The 18,184-nt window shown below is 40.8% G+C and carries 22 protein-coding genes; 18 read left to right on the forward strand and 4 right to left on the reverse strand.

Annotated elements, in window-relative coordinates:
• The first annotated feature begins 44 nt into the window (after window positions 1-44).
• From ACQ2HE_RS16235 to ACQ2HE_RS16265, 7 genes are all read left to right on the forward strand, one after another.
• Window positions 45-554 carry a hypothetical protein gene (locus ACQ2HE_RS16235; RefSeq protein WP_430896732.1) on the forward strand — a complete coding sequence of 170 codons (510 nt, stop codon included), beginning with the start codon at window positions 45-47 and terminating at the stop codon, window positions 552-554.
• 192 nt (window positions 555-746) lie between these two features.
• Complete coding sequence (locus ACQ2HE_RS16240) at window positions 747-1,187, forward strand: hypothetical protein (RefSeq protein ID WP_430896730.1); 441 nt, start codon at window positions 747-749, stop codon at window positions 1,185-1,187.
• A 150-nt stretch (window positions 1,188-1,337) separates the two neighbouring features.
• The gene (locus ACQ2HE_RS16245) at window positions 1,338-1,814 is read left to right on the forward strand and encodes a hypothetical protein (RefSeq protein ID WP_430896728.1); all 477 of its coding nucleotides are present in this window, start codon (window positions 1,338-1,340) and stop codon (window positions 1,812-1,814) included.
• Between the two features lie 343 nt (window positions 1,815-2,157).
• Window positions 2,158-2,877 (forward strand): hypothetical protein, encoded by a 720-nt coding sequence (locus tag ACQ2HE_RS16250; protein ID WP_430896726.1) that lies wholly within the window; start codon window positions 2,158-2,160, stop codon window positions 2,875-2,877.
• A 216-nt stretch (window positions 2,878-3,093) separates the two neighbouring features.
• Complete coding sequence (locus ACQ2HE_RS16255; protein WP_430896724.1) at window positions 3,094-3,267, forward strand: hypothetical protein; 174 nt, start codon at window positions 3,094-3,096, stop codon at window positions 3,265-3,267.
• 36 nt (window positions 3,268-3,303) lie between these two features.
• On the forward strand, window positions 3,304-3,552 hold the full coding sequence (locus tag ACQ2HE_RS16260; RefSeq protein ID WP_430896722.1) for a hypothetical protein: 249 nt from the start codon (window positions 3,304-3,306) through the stop codon (window positions 3,550-3,552).
• A 497-nt stretch (window positions 3,553-4,049) separates the two neighbouring features.
• Window positions 4,050-4,631 (forward strand): methyltransferase domain-containing protein, encoded by a 582-nt coding sequence (locus tag ACQ2HE_RS16265; RefSeq protein WP_430896720.1) that lies wholly within the window; start codon window positions 4,050-4,052, stop codon window positions 4,629-4,631.
• A 315-nt stretch (window positions 4,632-4,946) separates the two neighbouring features.
• Here the strand turns inward: ACQ2HE_RS16265 and ACQ2HE_RS16270 are convergent, their stop codons facing one another.
• Together ACQ2HE_RS16270 and ACQ2HE_RS16275 are read right to left on the reverse strand one after the other, a co-directional pair.
• On the reverse strand, window positions 4,947-6,035 hold the full coding sequence (locus ACQ2HE_RS16270) for an agmatine deiminase family protein (protein WP_430896718.1): 1,089 nt from the start codon (window positions 6,033-6,035) through the stop codon (window positions 4,947-4,949).
• A 22-nt stretch (window positions 6,036-6,057) separates the two neighbouring features.
• Window positions 6,058-6,933, reverse strand: coding sequence for a carbon-nitrogen hydrolase (locus ACQ2HE_RS16275; RefSeq protein WP_430896716.1), 876 nt, complete (start codon window positions 6,931-6,933; stop codon window positions 6,058-6,060).
• 779 nt (window positions 6,934-7,712) lie between these two features.
• Here ACQ2HE_RS16275 and ACQ2HE_RS16280 point away from each other — a divergent pair.
• The 11 genes from ACQ2HE_RS16280 to ACQ2HE_RS16330 all read left to right on the forward strand — a co-directional run bounded on the left by ACQ2HE_RS16280 (window position 7,713) and on the right by ACQ2HE_RS16330 (window position 15,796).
• Entirely contained in the window at window positions 7,713-8,105 is a 393-nt protein-coding gene (locus tag ACQ2HE_RS16280; RefSeq protein WP_430896714.1) for a hypothetical protein, read from the forward strand.
• A 1-nt stretch (window position 8,106) separates the two neighbouring features.
• Window positions 8,107-8,769, forward strand: a complete 663-nt coding sequence (locus tag ACQ2HE_RS16285) for a hypothetical protein (protein ID WP_430896712.1) — start codon at window positions 8,107-8,109, stop codon at window positions 8,767-8,769.
• Window positions 8,727-9,476, forward strand: coding sequence for a sensor histidine kinase (locus ACQ2HE_RS16290; protein ID WP_430896710.1), 750 nt, complete (start codon window positions 8,727-8,729; stop codon window positions 9,474-9,476). The genes ACQ2HE_RS16285 and ACQ2HE_RS16290 overlap by 43 nt, the downstream gene beginning before the upstream one ends.
• Entirely contained in the window at window positions 9,473-10,135 is a 663-nt protein-coding gene (locus ACQ2HE_RS16295) for a response regulator (RefSeq protein ID WP_430896708.1), read from the forward strand. Before ACQ2HE_RS16290 ends, ACQ2HE_RS16295 begins: the two co-directional genes overlap by 4 nt.
• A 649-nt stretch (window positions 10,136-10,784) precedes the next feature.
• Entirely contained in the window at window positions 10,785-11,249 is a 465-nt protein-coding gene (locus ACQ2HE_RS16300; protein ID WP_430896706.1) for a hypothetical protein, read from the forward strand.
• 337 nt (window positions 11,250-11,586) lie between these two features.
• Complete coding sequence (locus ACQ2HE_RS16305) at window positions 11,587-11,967, forward strand: hypothetical protein (protein ID WP_430896704.1); 381 nt, start codon at window positions 11,587-11,589, stop codon at window positions 11,965-11,967.
• Between the two features lie 519 nt (window positions 11,968-12,486).
• The gene (locus ACQ2HE_RS16310; protein WP_430896702.1) at window positions 12,487-13,212 is read left to right on the forward strand and encodes a hypothetical protein; all 726 of its coding nucleotides are present in this window, start codon (window positions 12,487-12,489) and stop codon (window positions 13,210-13,212) included.
• A 165-nt stretch (window positions 13,213-13,377) separates the two neighbouring features.
• A complete protein-coding gene (locus tag ACQ2HE_RS16315) occupies window positions 13,378-13,761 on the forward strand; it encodes a hypothetical protein (RefSeq protein WP_430896700.1) in 384 nt (127 codons plus the stop codon).
• Window positions 13,762-13,818: 57 nt separating this feature from the next.
• On the forward strand, window positions 13,819-14,481 hold the full coding sequence (locus ACQ2HE_RS16320; RefSeq protein WP_430896698.1) for a hypothetical protein: 663 nt from the start codon (window positions 13,819-13,821) through the stop codon (window positions 14,479-14,481).
• 141 nt (window positions 14,482-14,622) lie between these two features.
• Entirely contained in the window at window positions 14,623-15,126 is a 504-nt protein-coding gene (locus ACQ2HE_RS16325) for an RNA polymerase sigma factor (RefSeq protein WP_430897008.1), read from the forward strand.
• A 1-nt stretch (window position 15,127) separates the two neighbouring features.
• A complete protein-coding gene (locus ACQ2HE_RS16330) occupies window positions 15,128-15,796 on the forward strand; it encodes a hypothetical protein (RefSeq protein ID WP_430896696.1) in 669 nt (222 codons plus the stop codon).
• A 122-nt stretch (window positions 15,797-15,918) separates the two neighbouring features.
• Here the strand turns inward: ACQ2HE_RS16330 and ACQ2HE_RS16335 are convergent, their stop codons facing one another.
• Window positions 15,919-16,986, reverse strand: coding sequence for a fatty acid desaturase family protein (locus tag ACQ2HE_RS16335; protein WP_430896694.1), 1,068 nt, complete (start codon window positions 16,984-16,986; stop codon window positions 15,919-15,921).
• A 366-nt stretch (window positions 16,987-17,352) separates the two neighbouring features.
• Window positions 17,353-18,090, reverse strand: coding sequence for a bacillithiol biosynthesis deacetylase BshB1 (bshB1, locus tag ACQ2HE_RS16340; protein WP_430896692.1), 738 nt, complete (start codon window positions 18,088-18,090; stop codon window positions 17,353-17,355).
• Window positions 18,091-18,184: the final 94 nt, after the last annotated feature.

Here is an 18,184-nt window from a genome sequence, read left to right on the forward strand (position 1 = left end):
TGTACGCAATTTTGACCAGCATATCTGAACATTAGTAAATAACTATGGAAATTGAGGAACTCATCAGATTTTATGACAAACTAAGTCAACACTATTCGGAAAAACTAGAGAATTTTATCCCAAATACGGATATTGAAGATGCTCTTTATATTCTATTGTCGGATAAAGAAAAGTACGAATGGAGAGGTGATTTATGGGAAACCAATATCACATTTGAAGATGCGATATTATTACTGAACGGGTTTGATTTTAGTACGCTCAAAAATCTGGTTGAAACACAACAAAATATCATCTCAGAGGACCTGATTTTCAAGCGTAAAGTCAAGATTAAGACTGGTGGTCTAATTTGGATTATTCACAGATATGACGCAGACCCCTTTCCATCTAGCCCCCATGCACATAATTTAGAAAATAATCTGAAAGTTGATTTGTCAAATGGCAAGTGTTATAGAGTACGAAAACATGTAATTACTTTAAATAAAAAAGCATTAATTGATTTTAGAACTAAGGCTTCAAAAGTTTATAAAGGAGAGTTGCCGTCACTACGCATCTAGTAATTTCATTAAATAATGCACACAACATTGTAGGTCGGTTTGTGGCGACAGAGGCGCGAAACTGATCTTTCGAATCTCTATTTGCATATTGTGCTAGTGCTGTGCTAAAATTCCTTGAGCTCCTATGAACGCCTATCTATGGCTTTTGAAAGCAACCAATTTAAACTATCCCAAACCCACATATTTTAACAAATGATAAAATTCTTAATACCAATCCTTCTCATTCTTTGTAGTATTGGCTGCGGTAACAAAATTGAAACAGCAGATACTTTAAGCAAAAACGATATTGACCGTTTACGTTCGTTGAAACTACTTGACCAGAATGAGCGCTTGTTTCAGTTTTATTCAGAGTTCAAGAATAGTGTTGCAGGTAATTTCTATACAGACAAACGTATAGCAAGCTATTGGTTAGACGAGCATGATCAATCAAAAAACAAGATTCAATTCGCGTTTTATAGAGACATTGCAAAAATCGACACCATCTATTACGCCGGCGCAACCTATAGCCCATATATGAGCATCGAAAGAAATAATGGCAGTTCCTTCAAAGTGTCTGTAAATGGCACAAAAGATGAAATAAGCCATTTTTTCAATGAGGCCATCTATAAATGGAGACAAGCAAAGAAACCATAAAGCCTTACAGAAATATAGGTATGGTAAAAACTCGTACAAGTCCTTCAATAACAAGACTACTTGATAAAGTTGTAAATTCATCAAACAATTCAATGAACGGACCGCAATAACCTATTAAACCGCACTGCAAAGTCTTTCACTAGTAACAAAATGACCAAAACAATCAATACCGCCAACCAATCTATCGAACTCACATTCAACGAAGCCGCCAACTGTTGGCAGTCCACTACCCTATTACACCATACCCATATAGAAATTGAGATCGACTTTGCAATTCACAAGGAAAAAGAGGTTGACTGGATCCATTTTGGTGAGTTTATTCAGTTTATCGGTGTCGCCGGTCGGTTGGAGCAACTAGCTCAAAACGGCATCCCAGTCATTGCGGAAATAGGGAAAGCTTTCTTTGGAGTCGATTCAACAGCAGCAAAAACCTGGAAAATGGTGTTCAGAAATGCGCTCTATTACAACGGAAAACCTGACGACAACAACTCTGATGGCTTTTCTTTATCGCTTTTGTACGACTATGTATCCAACCAAAATGGACAGATTGATGGTGATGCGTATGGACTTTACAGGGTGGATTTTGAGAATTTGAAGATTGTGGGTGCTAGTAGAACGCAGTGTTAGACTAAAACTTATACAGCTGTTTGAATTGTAAGATTTAATACCTTGAGTAAGGAAGTGTTGATACATATGTATACTTAAATTGAAAATACTTCGCAGTCGCGCAATGAGTAACCTCTGCGTGGCCCAGCGCCTCTGCCCTCTTTGCGTTCTTCTCATTCATCGCGGAGAGAAGGAGGGAAAGAGATACGCGGAGAAGAATTCTAAAATCCCTCTGCGTTCCACTGCGTCTCTGCTTACTCTGCGTCTAAACCACACCTCCCCCCATTTCTCCCAAAATTTCACTATTTTCCCTCTATCGAACCAATGACGGTTCTTACTGGCCCGTATTAACCAAAACAAACTCATGGACAAACAACGAATAAAAAAGTCCTCCTTCTTCACCGTTATTGCACTTATCGGGCTTTTCGGTATTGTTGTTGGTTTCACAAGAACATTTGTTATCCCTCTTCTTATTGGTTCAAAATCCTGGCCTTCGACTATTTTTCTACATGCTGCATTCGCGTTTAGTTGGGCTGCTATTTTTTTAATACAGAGCCTGTTCATTCAAGAGAGACAATACAAGCTGCATATACACCTCGGTAAATGGTCTACAATTATAGCATTAGGAGCAGCCATTTCAATCATCCCCGCCATTCTTTTTCAAATTGAACGAGAACTGGCTGAAGGTTTTGGAGAAATTGCCATCTCTTCAATTGTTGGTTCTATTACCTCGGCAACGATGTTTTTGAGTCTTGTTGGTTTGGGCATCGTCTATCGAAAAAAACCTCAAGCGCATAAACGGTTCATGCTGTTGGCTACCATTGTGCTGCTCTGGCCCGCTTGGTTCCGTTGGAGGCACTACTTCCCTAGTATTGAAAGACCGGATATTTGGTTTGCAGTGGTGTTGGCCGATAGTTTGATTATTGTGGCTTTTATCTGGGATTGGTTGAAGAATAAAAAGATACACCCCGCTTTGTTGTATGGAGGCTTGTTTATCATTCTTGAGAATATTGTAGAGATTTTTCTCTTTGATACGAGTGGTTGGAGAGCTGTGGCACATTTTCTGTATAATTTACTTCATTAAACAAAGAAACAACTCTCTGCGATTTCTTAGCGGTCTTTGCGGACTCTGCGGTGAACCTTATTCATCGCGGAGAGAAGGAGAGAAAGAGAGACGCGGAGAACTACCAAAAACTCTTTGCGACTTCTTTGCGCTCTCCGCGGACTCCGCGGTGAACCCTCATTTCAAACACAATACCTAGCCCATTTTTTTTCTTAACTTTATTAAAACTACCTTTCTATGATATCTAAATTACTCCCCTACTTGTTTTTAGCCATTCTGGTAATTGGTTTTGGCGTGTTAGTAAATGGATTTAGTAGTTACGGAGAAACAAGACATACATATATAAGTTCGGGAGCAATTATAATTGCCGGAGCTACCATCGCCTTAGCTATTTATAAAGGAGGGAAGTAAAAGCAAAAACGCCATACTTTAAATCAACATAGCATTTTGCCTACTAATGAAATTTGTACTTATTTCAATGCTGAGGAGAATTGCGGAGAGGTGATTTACAATTATGATGAAATGGGGCGCATTGAATCGATTGTTGTAGAGAATGGTATGTCTAGGTATTTTACGTACGATGCAAAGGGCTTGATTGTAAAAATAGTTTTGAAGATGAGTCTTAAACCGGATAGGTTTATTGATGTTGATACGAAAGCGGTTTCCGGAGAGGATTTTAATTATACGTTTTGGTAGTATACTTGTTGAATCCTATTTATCATAAACCTCTGTATCTCCGCGTTCCTCTTATTCATCGCAGAGAGAAGGAGAGAAAGAGAGACGCGGAAAAGAATTAAATACCTGCTTTGCGACTTCTTTGCGCTCTTCGCGGACTCTGCGGTGAACCCTAATTCTTCAATCTTTTCCCTCTACCGCAAAGACTCAACGAACGCAACGGTACGCAACGAAAAACCCTCTCTGCGACTTCTTCGCGCTCTTCGCGGACTCTGCGGTGAATCCTGTATTCCAATCAGTTTACTCTACCGCAACGTAACAACGCCCTTCGACTCAACCTCCGGTTGGCTCAGGGACCACGTAACGGTACGCAACGTAATTCCTCTGCGTAGCTCAGCGACTCCGCCATCTCTGCGTCCAAAAAAAATCTCTCTGCGTTCCTCGGCGCCTCCGCCCACTCTGCGTCCAAAAACAACTCTGCGTCTCATTCTTCCCTATCTTTACCCCAAAACTCCCCCATGCCAACACTCGACGCCAATTACTGGGATGAACGCTATAAAAACAAAGAAACCGGATGGGATATTGGATCCGTGAGCGATCCCTTGAAAGAATACATCGATCAATTGACCGATAAAAACATTCGGATTCTGATTCCCGGTGGTGGAAACAGTTACGAAGCATTGTATTTAATTGAGAAAGGATTTACCGATGTAACGGTAGTGGATATCTCAAAAGAAGTATGCGACAAGCTGATATCTTCAAACACCCAAGCAATTGAGAAAGGATTAAAAGTTGTGAATGCCAATTTCCTTGAATTCACCGGATCCTTTGATCTAATTTTAGAACAAACTTTCTTCTGCGCTTTAGACCCTTCACTTCGTCAAGACTATGCGCTTAAAATGAAAACCCTCCTGGCTCCGAAGGGCAAATTAGTGGGCGTACTTTTCAATACCGATTTCCCGGGCGGACCTCCATTCGGTGGACATCAATCCGAATACCAAGCGCTTTTCACTCGATTCTTTATGTTCGTTGAAATAGCTCCTTGTTATAATTCTATTAAGCCGAGAATGGGGAGAGAGGTGTTTGTGAAGATTTGTTAAACGCTAGTCTTAAAATTCTCACTACAGATAGCCTTTAGATCAAGTTTTAAGTTTTTGAGTTCTGTGTTTTAGGCATTAGGCCTTAGGCATTAGACCTTTTGACCACGGATAACACAGATTTTAGCAGCCGATTTACACAGATTAGAGACTCTTGTTCAATCAGCAAAATTAAATACTTGTGCTCTAATCTGTGTTTATCTGTTTTAATCTGTGCTATCCGTGGTCAAAAAAGAAAAAGAGAAGTATCTCTTTGTATACAAAAAAAGCGAGCCATCAGCCCGCTTCATTATTAATTCTTAATTCTTACTCCTTAATTTACTCCGGTTCCTGCTGACTCAAGCAATGAAAACTTCCCAAACCCCAGATAATCTCCGTTGAATCAATCCCCACCACTGTTCTATCCGGGAAACAACTCTGAATAATTTGCAAAGCCTTGTCGTCTTTCTTAGATCTGAACGTTGGCACAATCACTGCATGATTCGCAATATAGAAATTTGCATAAGAAGCCGGCAAGCGTTGGTCTTCCCAAACAACCGCATCCGGCATCGGCAATTCAACAATATTCAATGCCTTTCCATTATGAAGTCGCATGGCTTTCAACTGCTTCAAATTGGTTTGCAGCAATTCATAATTCTCATCGTTCTTATCTTCTTCCACCACAGTGATCACAGTATCTTCATTGGTAAAACGTACCGTATCATCGATATGTCCATCCGTGTCATCTCCAATAATACCTTCCTCTACCCACAGCACTTGTTGCTGACCATAGTAATCGCACAAGAACTGCTCGATCTGCGCTTGATTCAAATGCGGGTTTCTATTAGGGTTCAACAAACAAGCCGTTGAAGTCATCACTGTTCCGGCTCCGTTAAACTCAACAGATCCACCTTCCATGATGATACCCGGATAAACCACGGGTAAGTTCAAGGCTTGTCCAACAAGTGTAGGAATATTATCGTCTAAATCGTGCGGAGGATATTTCCCGCCCCAGGCATTGTAATCCCAGTCTAAAATGATCTTGCGCTGTTCTGCCTTTTCATTGATAAGGAAAGCCGGACCGTGATCGCGGCACCAAGCATCGTTGGTGGGATGAAAAAAGAAATCCACTTTCGAGAGGTCCACTCCGGCTTCTACCAAATGTCCCGTTGCAAAACTCTTCATGGCGCCGTCAATAACGTTGATGCACACGCGCTCACTTTTTGTCAACTCTTTAATGAATTGAGCGTAGTAAGGGAAGATGGTATGAATTTTATCGGGCCAGCTTGCTTCTTTGTGCGGCCAGCTCAGCCAGGTGGCGCGGTGGCGCGCAAATTCAGCCGGAAAGGCATAACCCAATTCACGCGGTGTTTTACCACCACCAAAACTTTCAGGAGCGAAGAAACGATGTATGAAAAATGTTTGCACAGTTCAGTTGTTAGAGTTGAAATTAGCTTTCGTCGATATAACGTTTGGTAATTGGACCGTAAGAATCGATTCTACGATCTCTCAAAAACGGCCAATGGGTGCGGTAGCGATCTGTTTTGGTGATATCGATCTCCACCACAGTCACTTCTTCTTGATCGTGAGAGGCTTTGTACAATAAGGTTCCGAATGGATTGGCTACGAAGGAACCACCCCAGAATTTCATGGCACCATTTTGTTCCAAACCAACGCGGTTCACGCTCACTACGTGCACGCCGTTCGCAACGGCATGTGAGCGTTGGATGGTTTGCCAAGCATTGTATTGTTCGGTATTGGTGGCTTCATCTTGCGAAGTAGCCCAGCCAATAGCGGTTGGATAAAAGAGAATTTCAGCACCCATTAAAGCGGTGATGCGTGAAGCTTCAGGATACCATTGATCCCAGCAAATGAGGATACCGATGGTTCCGAAAGCGGTTTTGAATACTTTGTAACCGAGGTCGCCCGGGGTGAAGTAGAACTTCTCGTAATAAGCGGGATCGTCGGGGATATGCATTTTGCGGTATTTACCGAGGTAGGTACCATCGGCGTCCAATACAGCGGTAGTATTGTGATACAGTCCTTGCGCTCTTTTTTCAAACAGGGAGGCGATGATCACCACACCCAGTTCTTTGGCCAGGGCGCTCAATTTGTCGGTTGATGCACCCGGAATCGCTTCTGCCAGTTTAAAATTCTCATAATCTTCCACATCGCAGAAATAAAGTGATGTAAAAAGTTCTTGCAAACACACGATCTGCGCGCCTTTCGCCGCCGCTTCACGTGTTTTCTCAATAGCCTTATTTAAATTCGCCTCTTTATCAGCAGAACAAGTCATTTGCACAAGGCCGATTTGGACTTTAGACATGGGGTAAAATTTCTGCAAAAGTATGAAAAAAAGTGGGATGAAGGGAACCTTAAGAGCAAGGGAAGAACGTTGCGATTCTTTGCGTTCTTTGTTTCGTTGCGGTAGAGGGAACTAGTTGGCTAATTTTGAAGCTAAAGAAAAAATAGAGGAATGATACTGTTTTCTGCAAATGAATGTTTTAACCACAGATTCCTCGGATTAAAACAGATTCTCACAGATTAGACTCCGAAATTCGATCAACCTGACGGCCTTCTGGTCAAATGTTATTTCCCAATTTTTACCGCAGCGGCGCAGCGTCCGCAGCGGTAACGCAGCGTTGGCAGTCGCTCCGTAATTCCTTGTTCCACTTTTCCACTTTTGCTCGTTTCCAGTATAGGCTATCGCCTCTTCCCATTTGATTCCTCACGGGACAGATGGACTGAAGTTCAATCAGCCTGACTGCCGGCTGTTTCATTATTAATTATTACTTATTAATTATTAATTACTCGAGCTGTTTCATTATTAATTATTACTTATTTAATTATTAATTCCCCTTCCCCGTATAAATACCCTACTCCAAATCTCACCTCTCCCCTACCTTGCACCAATTGCATTCCTTTTCACCTACTTCCCGTTCTTGCTTCAATAAACCTTATGCCGATCAAGTATATTGAACAGGGGGAGTAGGTGTTTTCATCAAGGGGAAAAATTCGGGGTAGGCTTAGGGAATAATACGGATGGTGGATTTAGGGTTGAATAAACATTTTAGAGGTCTATTCTAAACCCATAAATCCAGTAACATGACAACCAATGGTCAAGGCAATGCACATGAGATCAGTTTAGCAGTAGCAAAAGAACTGATCAATCGTTTTCAAAATGAAAAAAGCAACATTTTAAGGTCCGACATTTCAGCCGGTACCGTTTTCTGCACCGCAGAATCTTTCGAGCGCTCCATTGTGGATCGTATTATGGTCCAAACCGACTGTGTCGGTCTAAGAATTTATTATGGCATGAAAGAAGATTTGAGCATTCATGCTATATTAGTAGGGTATAATAGCTCGGGAGCCGACATTCTTCCTTCTTCCATCATCAATGAAAATGAATGCGTGGAAGATGGAGATGGCGTAATTGGTGAGGATGCAACGAGATGCCCACCTGTTTGCCCGCCACCCGGCTGTAGCTTAATCTCTTAAAATGGACATTTTTCTTTTAGTAACAGTGGCCGGATTCTCAACTATTCCGGCCGCTGTTATTGGTTGCATCAAATACAAATCGCTCGCCATCGCGAACAGATGGTTCGTATCTCTATGTGTTTTCGCTTTATTTGTTGAATCAATCAGTCAGTGGATAATAACAGTAAACAAGTGGAGCAATGCAATCATCGCAAATATATATGTGTTGGTGGAAGTGTTGCTTTATTTAATAATATTCTATTACTGGAATGTATTTAAAAAGAACAAAAAACCTTACGCCCTATTGGCGGTAATTGTTGTTATTACGTGGACGATCGATAACTTTTATTTACACAAGATTGATCAATTCAATTCCCTATGTAGAGTCGTCAATTGGACAGTAATCTTTTTTTTATCCATTGAAAAAATAGGAAGCCTAAAATTTCAAGTGAGAGGCTCGCTCTTAAAAGATTCAACATTTATAATATGTAGCGGTTTGATTATCTTCGGAGTATACAAAGCAATTTTTGAATTCTTTGTATTGATAAAACTAAACATCTCCAATAACCTATTTTTTCATTTGTACGAAGTGCTTCAATACGTGAACATATTTTCAAACACCTTATTTGCCTTAGCGATTTTATGGATGCCCAAGAAACACAATTTTACAATGCCGTTCTCGTAACGGCCTTCCTAGTCGGCGCTATTCTATTGACGTTTGTAATTGTAATGTACCGACAACACAAGAAAGTAAAAGAATTCTTTCTTTCTAAAATAGACGCGGAAATCAAGACACTCGAAAACGAGCGTCAACGTGTGTCGTCTGACCTTCACGACGATCTCGGCCCCATTCTAACGTCGATCAAATTTCGTGTATCCAGCATGGATCTGCAGGAGGGCCCCGATAAAGATGAAATGATCAAAGCGCTTTACTTGCTCGACAAAGGCATAGGTCAGGTTCGAACTATTTCAAAGAATCTCTTCCCTGATACTTTGCTGAGAAAGGGATTGGTAGAAGCCCTGAATGAATTCCTAGCAGAACTTCGAAAACCGGAACAGCTTACGCTAACCCTAGCCAAAACCGAAGTCCCCAATCTCTCCAACGAAAAAACGCTGCATTGTTTTCGGGTGCTTCAGGAAGTGATCCACAATACCTTTAAGCACTCCCAAGCCAAAAACTTCACCATAACATTAACACACAATGAAAAATCGTTCTTGATTGAAACATGGGACGATGGTATTGGCTTCGAATGGGATCAAAACAAGCCGCAGCAAGGACTAGGGATGAGAAACCTACTCAGTAGAATGGACATCCTCAAAGGCCAAGTATTCTTAGAAACCGAATTGAAAAAAGGTACGCATTATCTTTTCACCATACCTTTGAACTCATGAACCTCCATCCTATTCGCGTAATGATCGCCGACGACCATGAACTGGTTCGAGAAGGCTTTGATGTGATGATCGGAAAATTCAAAGACATTAAATTGGTAGGACAAGCTTCCAATGGAAAAGAACTGCTTGAATTAATTCCGCTTCTAAAACCTGATGTAGTATTTGTAGATGTGAAGATGCCAATATTAGATGGCGTTCAAACGGCTCGACAAATTTCCGAACACTACCCCCATGTTGGTATCATTGCACTCACGATGTACGACAGTGAAAACCTCATCACCGATATGGTTGAATCGGGTGCAAAAAGCTATCTAATTAAAAACGCCTCAAAGAACGAAGTGTATGAGGCCATCCAAGCCGTGTACAAAGGTGAAAATTACTATTGTAAACAAACACACGAAAAGCTCACGCATATCATTTTAAAGAACAAGCCCAATCCATTCCGTAAAAACAAATCGGTGACCTTTACTCCAAGAGAGAAAGAGATCATCACCCTAATATGCCAGGAATACTCCAGCAAAGAAATCGCCTCAAAACTTGATATCAGCACCCGCACCGTAGAAGGCTACCGCGAACGCATTCAAGAAAAAATGGAAGTAAAGAATATGGCGGGTATTGTGGTATATGCGATGCGGAAGGGGTTGTTTGTGCCGGAGTAGAGGAGGGAGGAAGATGAGAAAGAACAGGTAGAGGAACAGGGGGGAATACAGGAACGAAGATGCGAGGAGACGAGGAAATACAGAACCACGGAGGCTCAAAGGCTCGGGGATTCGCTGCGTTGCCGCTGCGGGCTTGTCCTGAGCGGTTCCTGAGCTTGTCGAAGAGCGGGCCGAAGGCACAGTCGAAGGACGCTGCGCCGCCGCGGTAAATCTGCTTTAAATTTCGGGTTGTAATCTGTGATAATCTGTTTTAATTTCTGCTATCCGTGGTCAAAAAAAAGCGAAGAAACTTTGCGGCATCTTTGCGGTCTTTGCGGACTCTGCGGTGATCCCAATTCATCGCAAAGTGAAGGAGGGAAAGAGGTACGCGGAGAAGAATAGAAAACTTATTTTGCGACTTCTTAGCGGTCTTTGCGGACTTTGCGGTGAACCCAATTCATCGCAAAGTGAAGGAGGGAAAGAGTTGCACAAAGAAATCCCTCTGCGTTGCTCTGTGTCTCTGTCTACTCTGCGTCTAAAAAAACTCGTGACTTCCCCCTTCGAGCTCCTCCCCTCAAAAACAAAACACATTTTTAACAGTTCGCTACCATTTCAAACATGTCATCGCTCCAAAAAACATGATACATTCACTGCACCTAAACAATTGCTCATGAAAAAAACACTAACTCTTTCTAAACACTTAATCGTGTTCTTGCTAATGTTACTCGCGCAAAAGAGTTTTACTCAAGTCCCCAATTTGAATGGCACTTGGGTGCTCAACTTATCAAAAAGCAAACTGGAACACCAAGGGGAAGGCTTTACCGGCAGTACTTTTATCATCGAACAGAAAGGAGATCAACTCACCTTAACCCGTATTCACTATTTCGGAGAAAAAAGTAAAAAGATTCGATTCAAGATGACAGCTGACGGACGCACTCGACATATTAAAATATTGTTCAAAGGAAAATTAGAGAAAGAAGAAAAGAGCCTGTTGGCTACACTTTGGAGAAAAGGATTCTCAAATGTAGTAAGGTATCATTACGGAGAAAATGAAAACGAATTGGTGGCTGATGAGGTAATGAAAAGTAAAGCAAACAATCATCACAATGTGTGGGTGTTTGATAAAAAGCAATAGGAATTTATACGTGTTTGCTTTTCATCGCAAAGTGAAAGAAAGAAAGAGAGACGCGGAGAAGAATAGAAAACTTACTTTGCGACTCCTTAGCGGTCTTTGCTGACTTTGCGGTGAACCCAATTCATCGCAAAGTGAAGGAGGGAAAGAGATACGCAAAAATTCCTCTGCGTTACTCCGCGACTCTACCAACTCTGCGTCTTAAAAACCCTCTGCGTCTCCGCCAACTCTGCGTTTAAAACTCTCCCCGCTTAAACAATTGTTAAACCACTCTCCGCCAATTTTTTTCGAAGCATCTCTTGAATAACTTAGTAATCATTACCACACTAAAAACGCCTGTATGAAAAAGCTATTTCTACTTTTCGTAATCTGTAGTTTGTTTTCTACTCTCCGTTCTCAATCCGTCAACAATATTCCTCTCCGAGAAATACAGGCTGAATATGTTGAAATGACCGTGATACCGAAGGCTTTCAGTAGTAAGAAAAATATATTGATCGATTATGGTCAAGTCACAGGCTTTAGCCTTGCTCCCAAAGAAGCTGCTTTGCGCGATAGTGATGGAAAGTACATCGACTTTGCCTCACCTATGGAAGCACTAAACTTTATCGCCAAAAATGGGTTTGAGTTAATCACTGCTTTTAGTCCACCCACTGAAAATTCCACTTGGCGTATTTACTTATTGAGAAACAAGAACTTTAAAGCGAGGGCTGTTGGGGAGTAGGGAGTAGGCTTTAGGTGTTAGGCTTTGGGCTTTAGGTTTTTTTGACCACGGAATACACAGATTAGTACAGATTCTCACAGATTACAACCCGAAATTTAAAGCAGCTTTACCGCGGCGGCGCAGCGTCATTCGACTGTGCCTTCGGCCCGCCCTTCGATATGCTCAGGAACCGCTCAGGACAAGCCCGCAGCGGCAACGCAGCGAATCCCCGTGCCTCTGTGCCTCCGTGGTTCTGTATTTCCTCGTACCTCTTCTCCTCGCATCCTTGTTCCTGTATTCCCCCCTGTTCTTCTCCCTGTTCCCTTGCTGCATTTCCTCGATCCTCGTCTCCTCTTATCCTCGCTCCTGTTTCGCTGCTGTTCCATTCTTAATTCTTAACTCTTAACTCTTAATTGCCCTCCCCGTATAAATACTCTATTTTTTCTCCCCCTCCCATTCTAATTTAGCAGTCTACACAATCGATTGACTGATTACAAAAAATTAAGATATATCGAACAGTCCCTTAAACCTTATTCCTATATGTTACGCTTTAACCCCGAACGTTATCGATTTCAATCCATTGAAAACACCATTCGCTATTTCTACCCAATTGGATTGGCAATAGATGATGCGGAATACGTCCGCTTTCAAGGACTAAAAGAAATGACAGACTTGGTGGCGGCAGCTGTGCATAATGAACAGTGCTACCAAGAAACTTGGGTAAGTTTTGAAAATGAAGTGAAAGTACAATCTAAAAAAGCAGTGATCGGTTCTACTTACGGTCAAGAACCCTCGTACAGCGCCAATTTGATCATTGAAAAATCAAAACAAGATAATTTAACGCGCATTAAAGAACTACATTTTACCGTAAGCCTACTCGGGCCGTATTACACTGTAATTGGACAAGATAAAACCATTATCCATACCGTTCGCAACGACCAGTTTCAAGCTACCAACTACTTAGTAGTATCTCCGGAAAACGGCTTCAACGATTCCTTCCACCTTATCTGTAAACTGATTGAAGAACGATTTTCGGGCTATCAATTTATTCCGGCTATCATTTACCAACAAACATTAAAGAATATATCTGTTCAATACAACAGCATACCACACACTACTGTATTTCACGCGCTTTTCAATTCCCATCCGGATATTTATATCGATCGCAAAATTGGCGATGACTGCTTCAAAATCACTGACTGGGAAGTTGAAGGATACAACGACTCAATGGATCGAAAGTGGCAAGCATATAGTAGCCGAAACTAGATCTCGAAGTATTTCATTTGAGTGAAAATTCATTTTATCAAGGCAATTATTCCCCTTTGGTTTTGAGCGCTATTGCGCTTTCCCCTTAATAACATATATTTAGTGAAAGAAAAAGCACGCTTTCTTTTAGGGAATTCGGTATTTTTCAACACTAATTAAGCTACTATGTCCTTCTTTTTCAAGAATCGAGAAAAGCGGAAAAAATTTGCACACATTGGTGCCGGCATTGTAATATTAATTCATGCCTATGAAAAGTACGAATCGGGTCATGGCTCTTACCTATTGTTTGGTATAGCAGGTCTAATATTCCTTTTGATCGCGGCACTCCATCAAAAGATTGAAGAAAAACTCCCCTGGGTAGATGGGGTATTCTTTGTAATTGAGGGTATCTTATCACTAATAGTAGCCTATGAGTTTTTTCATGTTGGAAAGAAAGCCTTACCCGTCACTTATGTACTGCTTGCCTTATTTCAGTTTACGATGGCATTAAGAAAAGGGAAGAAAGGTATAGATGCACACAAAAAGAGCGAAGAAATCAAGGAGGCCTAAAAGCGCCCGGTTATCATTGAAACAAAAATTATACTTTGAAACAATCATAGACTTATTATGAGCTTTCTTAAGAAACTTTTTGGCTCCAACAAATCTACTCCTGATCCTGAGCTCAATCCTATTACAGACAAGGCTCAAAATGCCGGAATCAATGCAGACATTGAAAGCGTAAAGTCGGGCAAATTGAAAGTATATCCAATACTCAAACCCGGAGATTGGATAGGAATTAAAGCCGACGCCATTTGTCAAGTATTAGTAGGGGATGCTGAAAACCCACTTTTGGTAATTGGCTTCGGATACGATGCTCCTCAAAATTTTGTCTTTTTAAATGGAACTGATTTTAACACTAATGAAGATATACAAGTAGCCATTTCAGGTGCCTATCAAAATTTAGCTGCTTATGAAGTAGCCTTAAACGAAGTGGTTCCGGGAAAAGTCTGTATTATAGATGGCAAAGATTTTTGTGCGGAAAAAATCCTAGATAAACCATTCATGAAAGCCCTTCAAAACAAATTGGGAGGCGATCATCTCATGGTATCCATACCTAGAAGAAGAGGTATGATGGTTACCAATGCTTTCGAAGAAGAAGAAATCAGAGCGATCTTTCTTGATGTACATGCCAAAACTTGGAACGATCCATCTTACGGAAACGCACCCATCATCAATGCAGTATTTAAATTGGTGAATGGAGAAATAGAGCTTGTGAAGCCACTGAATTAACACCCATCTGAATACTTGCTGAAATTGTAAAGGGGTATTCCAATACATGATTTTTTTGATCCACTGTGATAAAACTGCCATGAGTGCGTATAACTATCAAACAGAAATTCAGCAGGCATACATTTATCAGGATTGAAACGCATGGAACAACACTCCATTTTTATCGAACTTATTGAAAACCATAAAGGTATTCTCTACAAAATTGCCAACAGCTATTGCAAAGAAGCGGAAGACCGTTCTGATTTGTATCAGGAAATGGTCTTAAGACTTTGGCAAGGCTTCCCCACCTACAATCCTGAATTCAAGCTTTCCACCTGGATTTATAGGATATCATTGAATACCGCTATAACCCACTATAGAAAAGATAAAGTTCGCAATAAACACATCAGCACTATTGATCCGATTCTTGTGGAGCCACCTATAACAGCTCCAAACTTCGAGCAGAGTCAACAATACCAGTTGCTACAACAATTCATTTATGAGTTGAGAGAATTAGACAAAGCGCTGCTATTGCTCTATTTAGAAGACAAGCCCTACCGAGAAATTGCAGACATTCTAGGTATTTCAGAAACCAATGTGGGAACGAAATTAGGACGACTTAAAAACCACTTAAAACAACGATTTGAACGAATAAACGCCTTTTAATATGGAAGAAACAAACTTTGTATTACTCTGGAAAAATCATTACGAAAAAATAGAGCAGTCTCTGGCTATAAATAAAAAACTTTTAAGAGAAATCACGAATCAAAAAGCGGCTGCAGCCATGCGGTCGCTCATTCGCTTGAAGCTAACAGGAATCATTGCTGCCGCTTTCTATCTTGGACTATTGGGCATCGTTCTTTTTTACTGCATGCTTCACTACAGTCCAACCAAACTTTATTTCCTTGTTTCAGTAACGGCCATTTTTCTCATCAACCTAAAGGCGTTGTATGATTATATTAAGCATTTGGCTTGGGCGAGTGAAATCGATTACAATGGACCGATTGCTGAAATACAATCTAAACTTACAAAATTGCAATTCTCCATTGTAAAGCACGCAAAAATCATGTGCTTGCAATTCCCATTCTATACTACTTTCTATCTGAGTAGCAGTTGGTTTCCTCAAGAAGTAAGTATCGGCTATCTCATTTTTCAAATTGCAATGACGGGGGGATTTACCTACCTCTCCTACTGGCTCTATAAAAACCACACTATTGAAAACCTTGACAAAAAATGGTTCAGAAATATGATCGCCGCTTCCGGAGGTAAATCGGTATTAAAAGCCATGGAGTTTTATAGAGAATTGGAGGAGTTTAAAACTGATTCCCAAAACTAACGTGATTCAATATCTCCTGCTGCAACTGTGATTAAACACACAAATATCACATTAGTAACAAAAAAATCCCGGCCTAAGCCGGGATCCAATTATTAATTCTTAACTATTAATTATTAATTATCTCACGCTCTTCCCATCTGCTTCAAAAACGCTACGTGAGAAGCAACTGCATAACGAACACGAGGGTATTCGATGTATGCAATTCCATACTCCTGGCAAGCTTGCTTGATAATTTTGCTGATAGCAGGGTAATGTATGTGCGAAATTTTAGGGAACAAGTGGTGCTCAATTTGAAAATTCAAGCCTCCTACAAACCAACTTACTAATTTATTATTGGTTGCGAAATTGGCAGTTGTTTTCAATTGGTGTACTGCCCACTCATCATCTAACTTATTGGTTTCTACATCGGGCACAGGAAACGATGTATGCTCTACAGTGTGTGCCAATTGGAACACAATGCTAAGCACGAATCCCGCAACTAATGTGAAAATCAAAAAGCTGATCAACCAACTCGTAAATCCAACCATATAAATGGGTAACCCAACGAAGAGGAATAAATGGAACAATTTGAAGCCCCAGAAAATGAGGTGATCGTTTAAGGTCATTTTCTTCAAAGGCATACTTCCAATTTTCCCTTTGAAGTACTTCTGATAATCGAGTACGAAAATCCACAACACATACAACAACGAATACAATAACCAGAAGTACAAGTGTTGGTATTTGTGCATTTTCAAACGACGCTGAGTAGAACTCATGCGCATCCAAGGTTGGATATCGATGTCGTCATCCAATCCATCAACATTGGTATAGGCGTGGTGAATCACATTGTGCTTTACGTTCCACATAAAGCTGTTACCACCTAAAATATTCAATGAAAAAGCGGCGATTACATTCACCCACTTGTATTTGCTAAAACTTCCGTGTGCTCCATCATGCATTACATTGAAACCGATGGCAGCAACAAGAATTCCTAAGATGATGCTTTCAACAACTTGAAAGAACACATTTGGAGTGAAGAACACAAGATGCACATATACTGCCACAAAGCCGATCATCAATACAATGGCTTTCAAAAACAACTGGTAATTTCCTGTTTGAGAAGCTCCTACTTCTTCAAAATAATTGGAGATACGTTTTTTCAATTCCGCGTGGAAGGAATGAGGGACATTGGCGAACTTAACTGTAGACATTAATTTAACTTATGATACTTAAATAAAACGCAAAGGTACTCTATTGTATTTCAGCAGCAGCTGAAAACATAAGTCCTTAGCGGGATTTGTGAAATCATTAGCATACTCTAGTTGATTACACTAACGAATGTTATAAAGAGCTGATTTTAAAGTGTTTTATAAAGATAAGGAAGATGCAAATATAGTGCACAGTTTGTTTAAGAAAGATGATTGAAATCAGTTGACCAATTAAGAATTAAGAATTAAAACGGCCGGCTACCTGGTTTTAGGTGTTAGTTCTGCGAACGATCCCTGAGTACAACGGAGGGCTTTGACGTCTTCGCTACGTTGCAGTGAACCGAGAATCAGGAATTCAACAAAAACTTCCTAAGTTTCCACCAATACCAAAGAATCCAAATTCTTAATGCCAATTTTCTTTTCTGTAATAAATCCTTCCCCATATTTTACTCCAATACGCTTGCCCAGCATACGCGAACGAGCAATCACACTGTCTAAGAAATCGGGACTCGATATATAAGTTTGAGGACCGGTGCCATCAGATGCGGCAGTATGGAATTGTGTAGTATAAGCCTGAATCGATTTCATGCGCTCTTCAAACACATCACTAATATCTACAATAAGATCGGGTTCGTGATACCAGTCTTGCAAATAATGCAATACCATTTTAGGACGCCATTTCTCCTGAGGAGTTCCATCATCGTTAAAAGTCTCAATTTTTGCCAATCCCGATAAGAAACAAGCATCGGCAATCATGTTTCCGGCACGACCATGGTCGGGGTGACGATCTTTCAACACATTGGCGATCACTACTTCAGGCTGGTATTTACGTATGTATTTTATTAATAATAACTGGTGTTCTTCGTCATTTTTGAAGAAACCATCTCTCATTTTAAGATTTTCTCGAACCAGCACTTTTAAAATAGCTGCGGCGGCGGCAGCTTCTGCATACCTTGTTTCAACGGTACCGCGGGTTCCTAACTCACCTTGAGTGAGATCGAGGATACCGGTTTTCATTCCACGGTTGGCTTCAATAAGCAATAATCCGGAGCATCCGAGCTCCACATCATCGGGGTGCACGCCGATAGCGAGGACGTCTAGTTTCATGAAGCAAAAATAGGTGGAATTAAAATTAGTTCACAGCAAAGTTGGTAAAGAACCTGAGGGATTTGCATCCCCCTTGTATCCTGTATTCCCTCTT

This window comes from Endoryza foliicola (assembly GCF_050589245.1).
Taxonomy (GTDB): domain Bacteria; phylum Bacteroidota; class Bacteroidia; order Chitinophagales; family Chitinophagaceae; genus Endoryza; species Endoryza foliicola.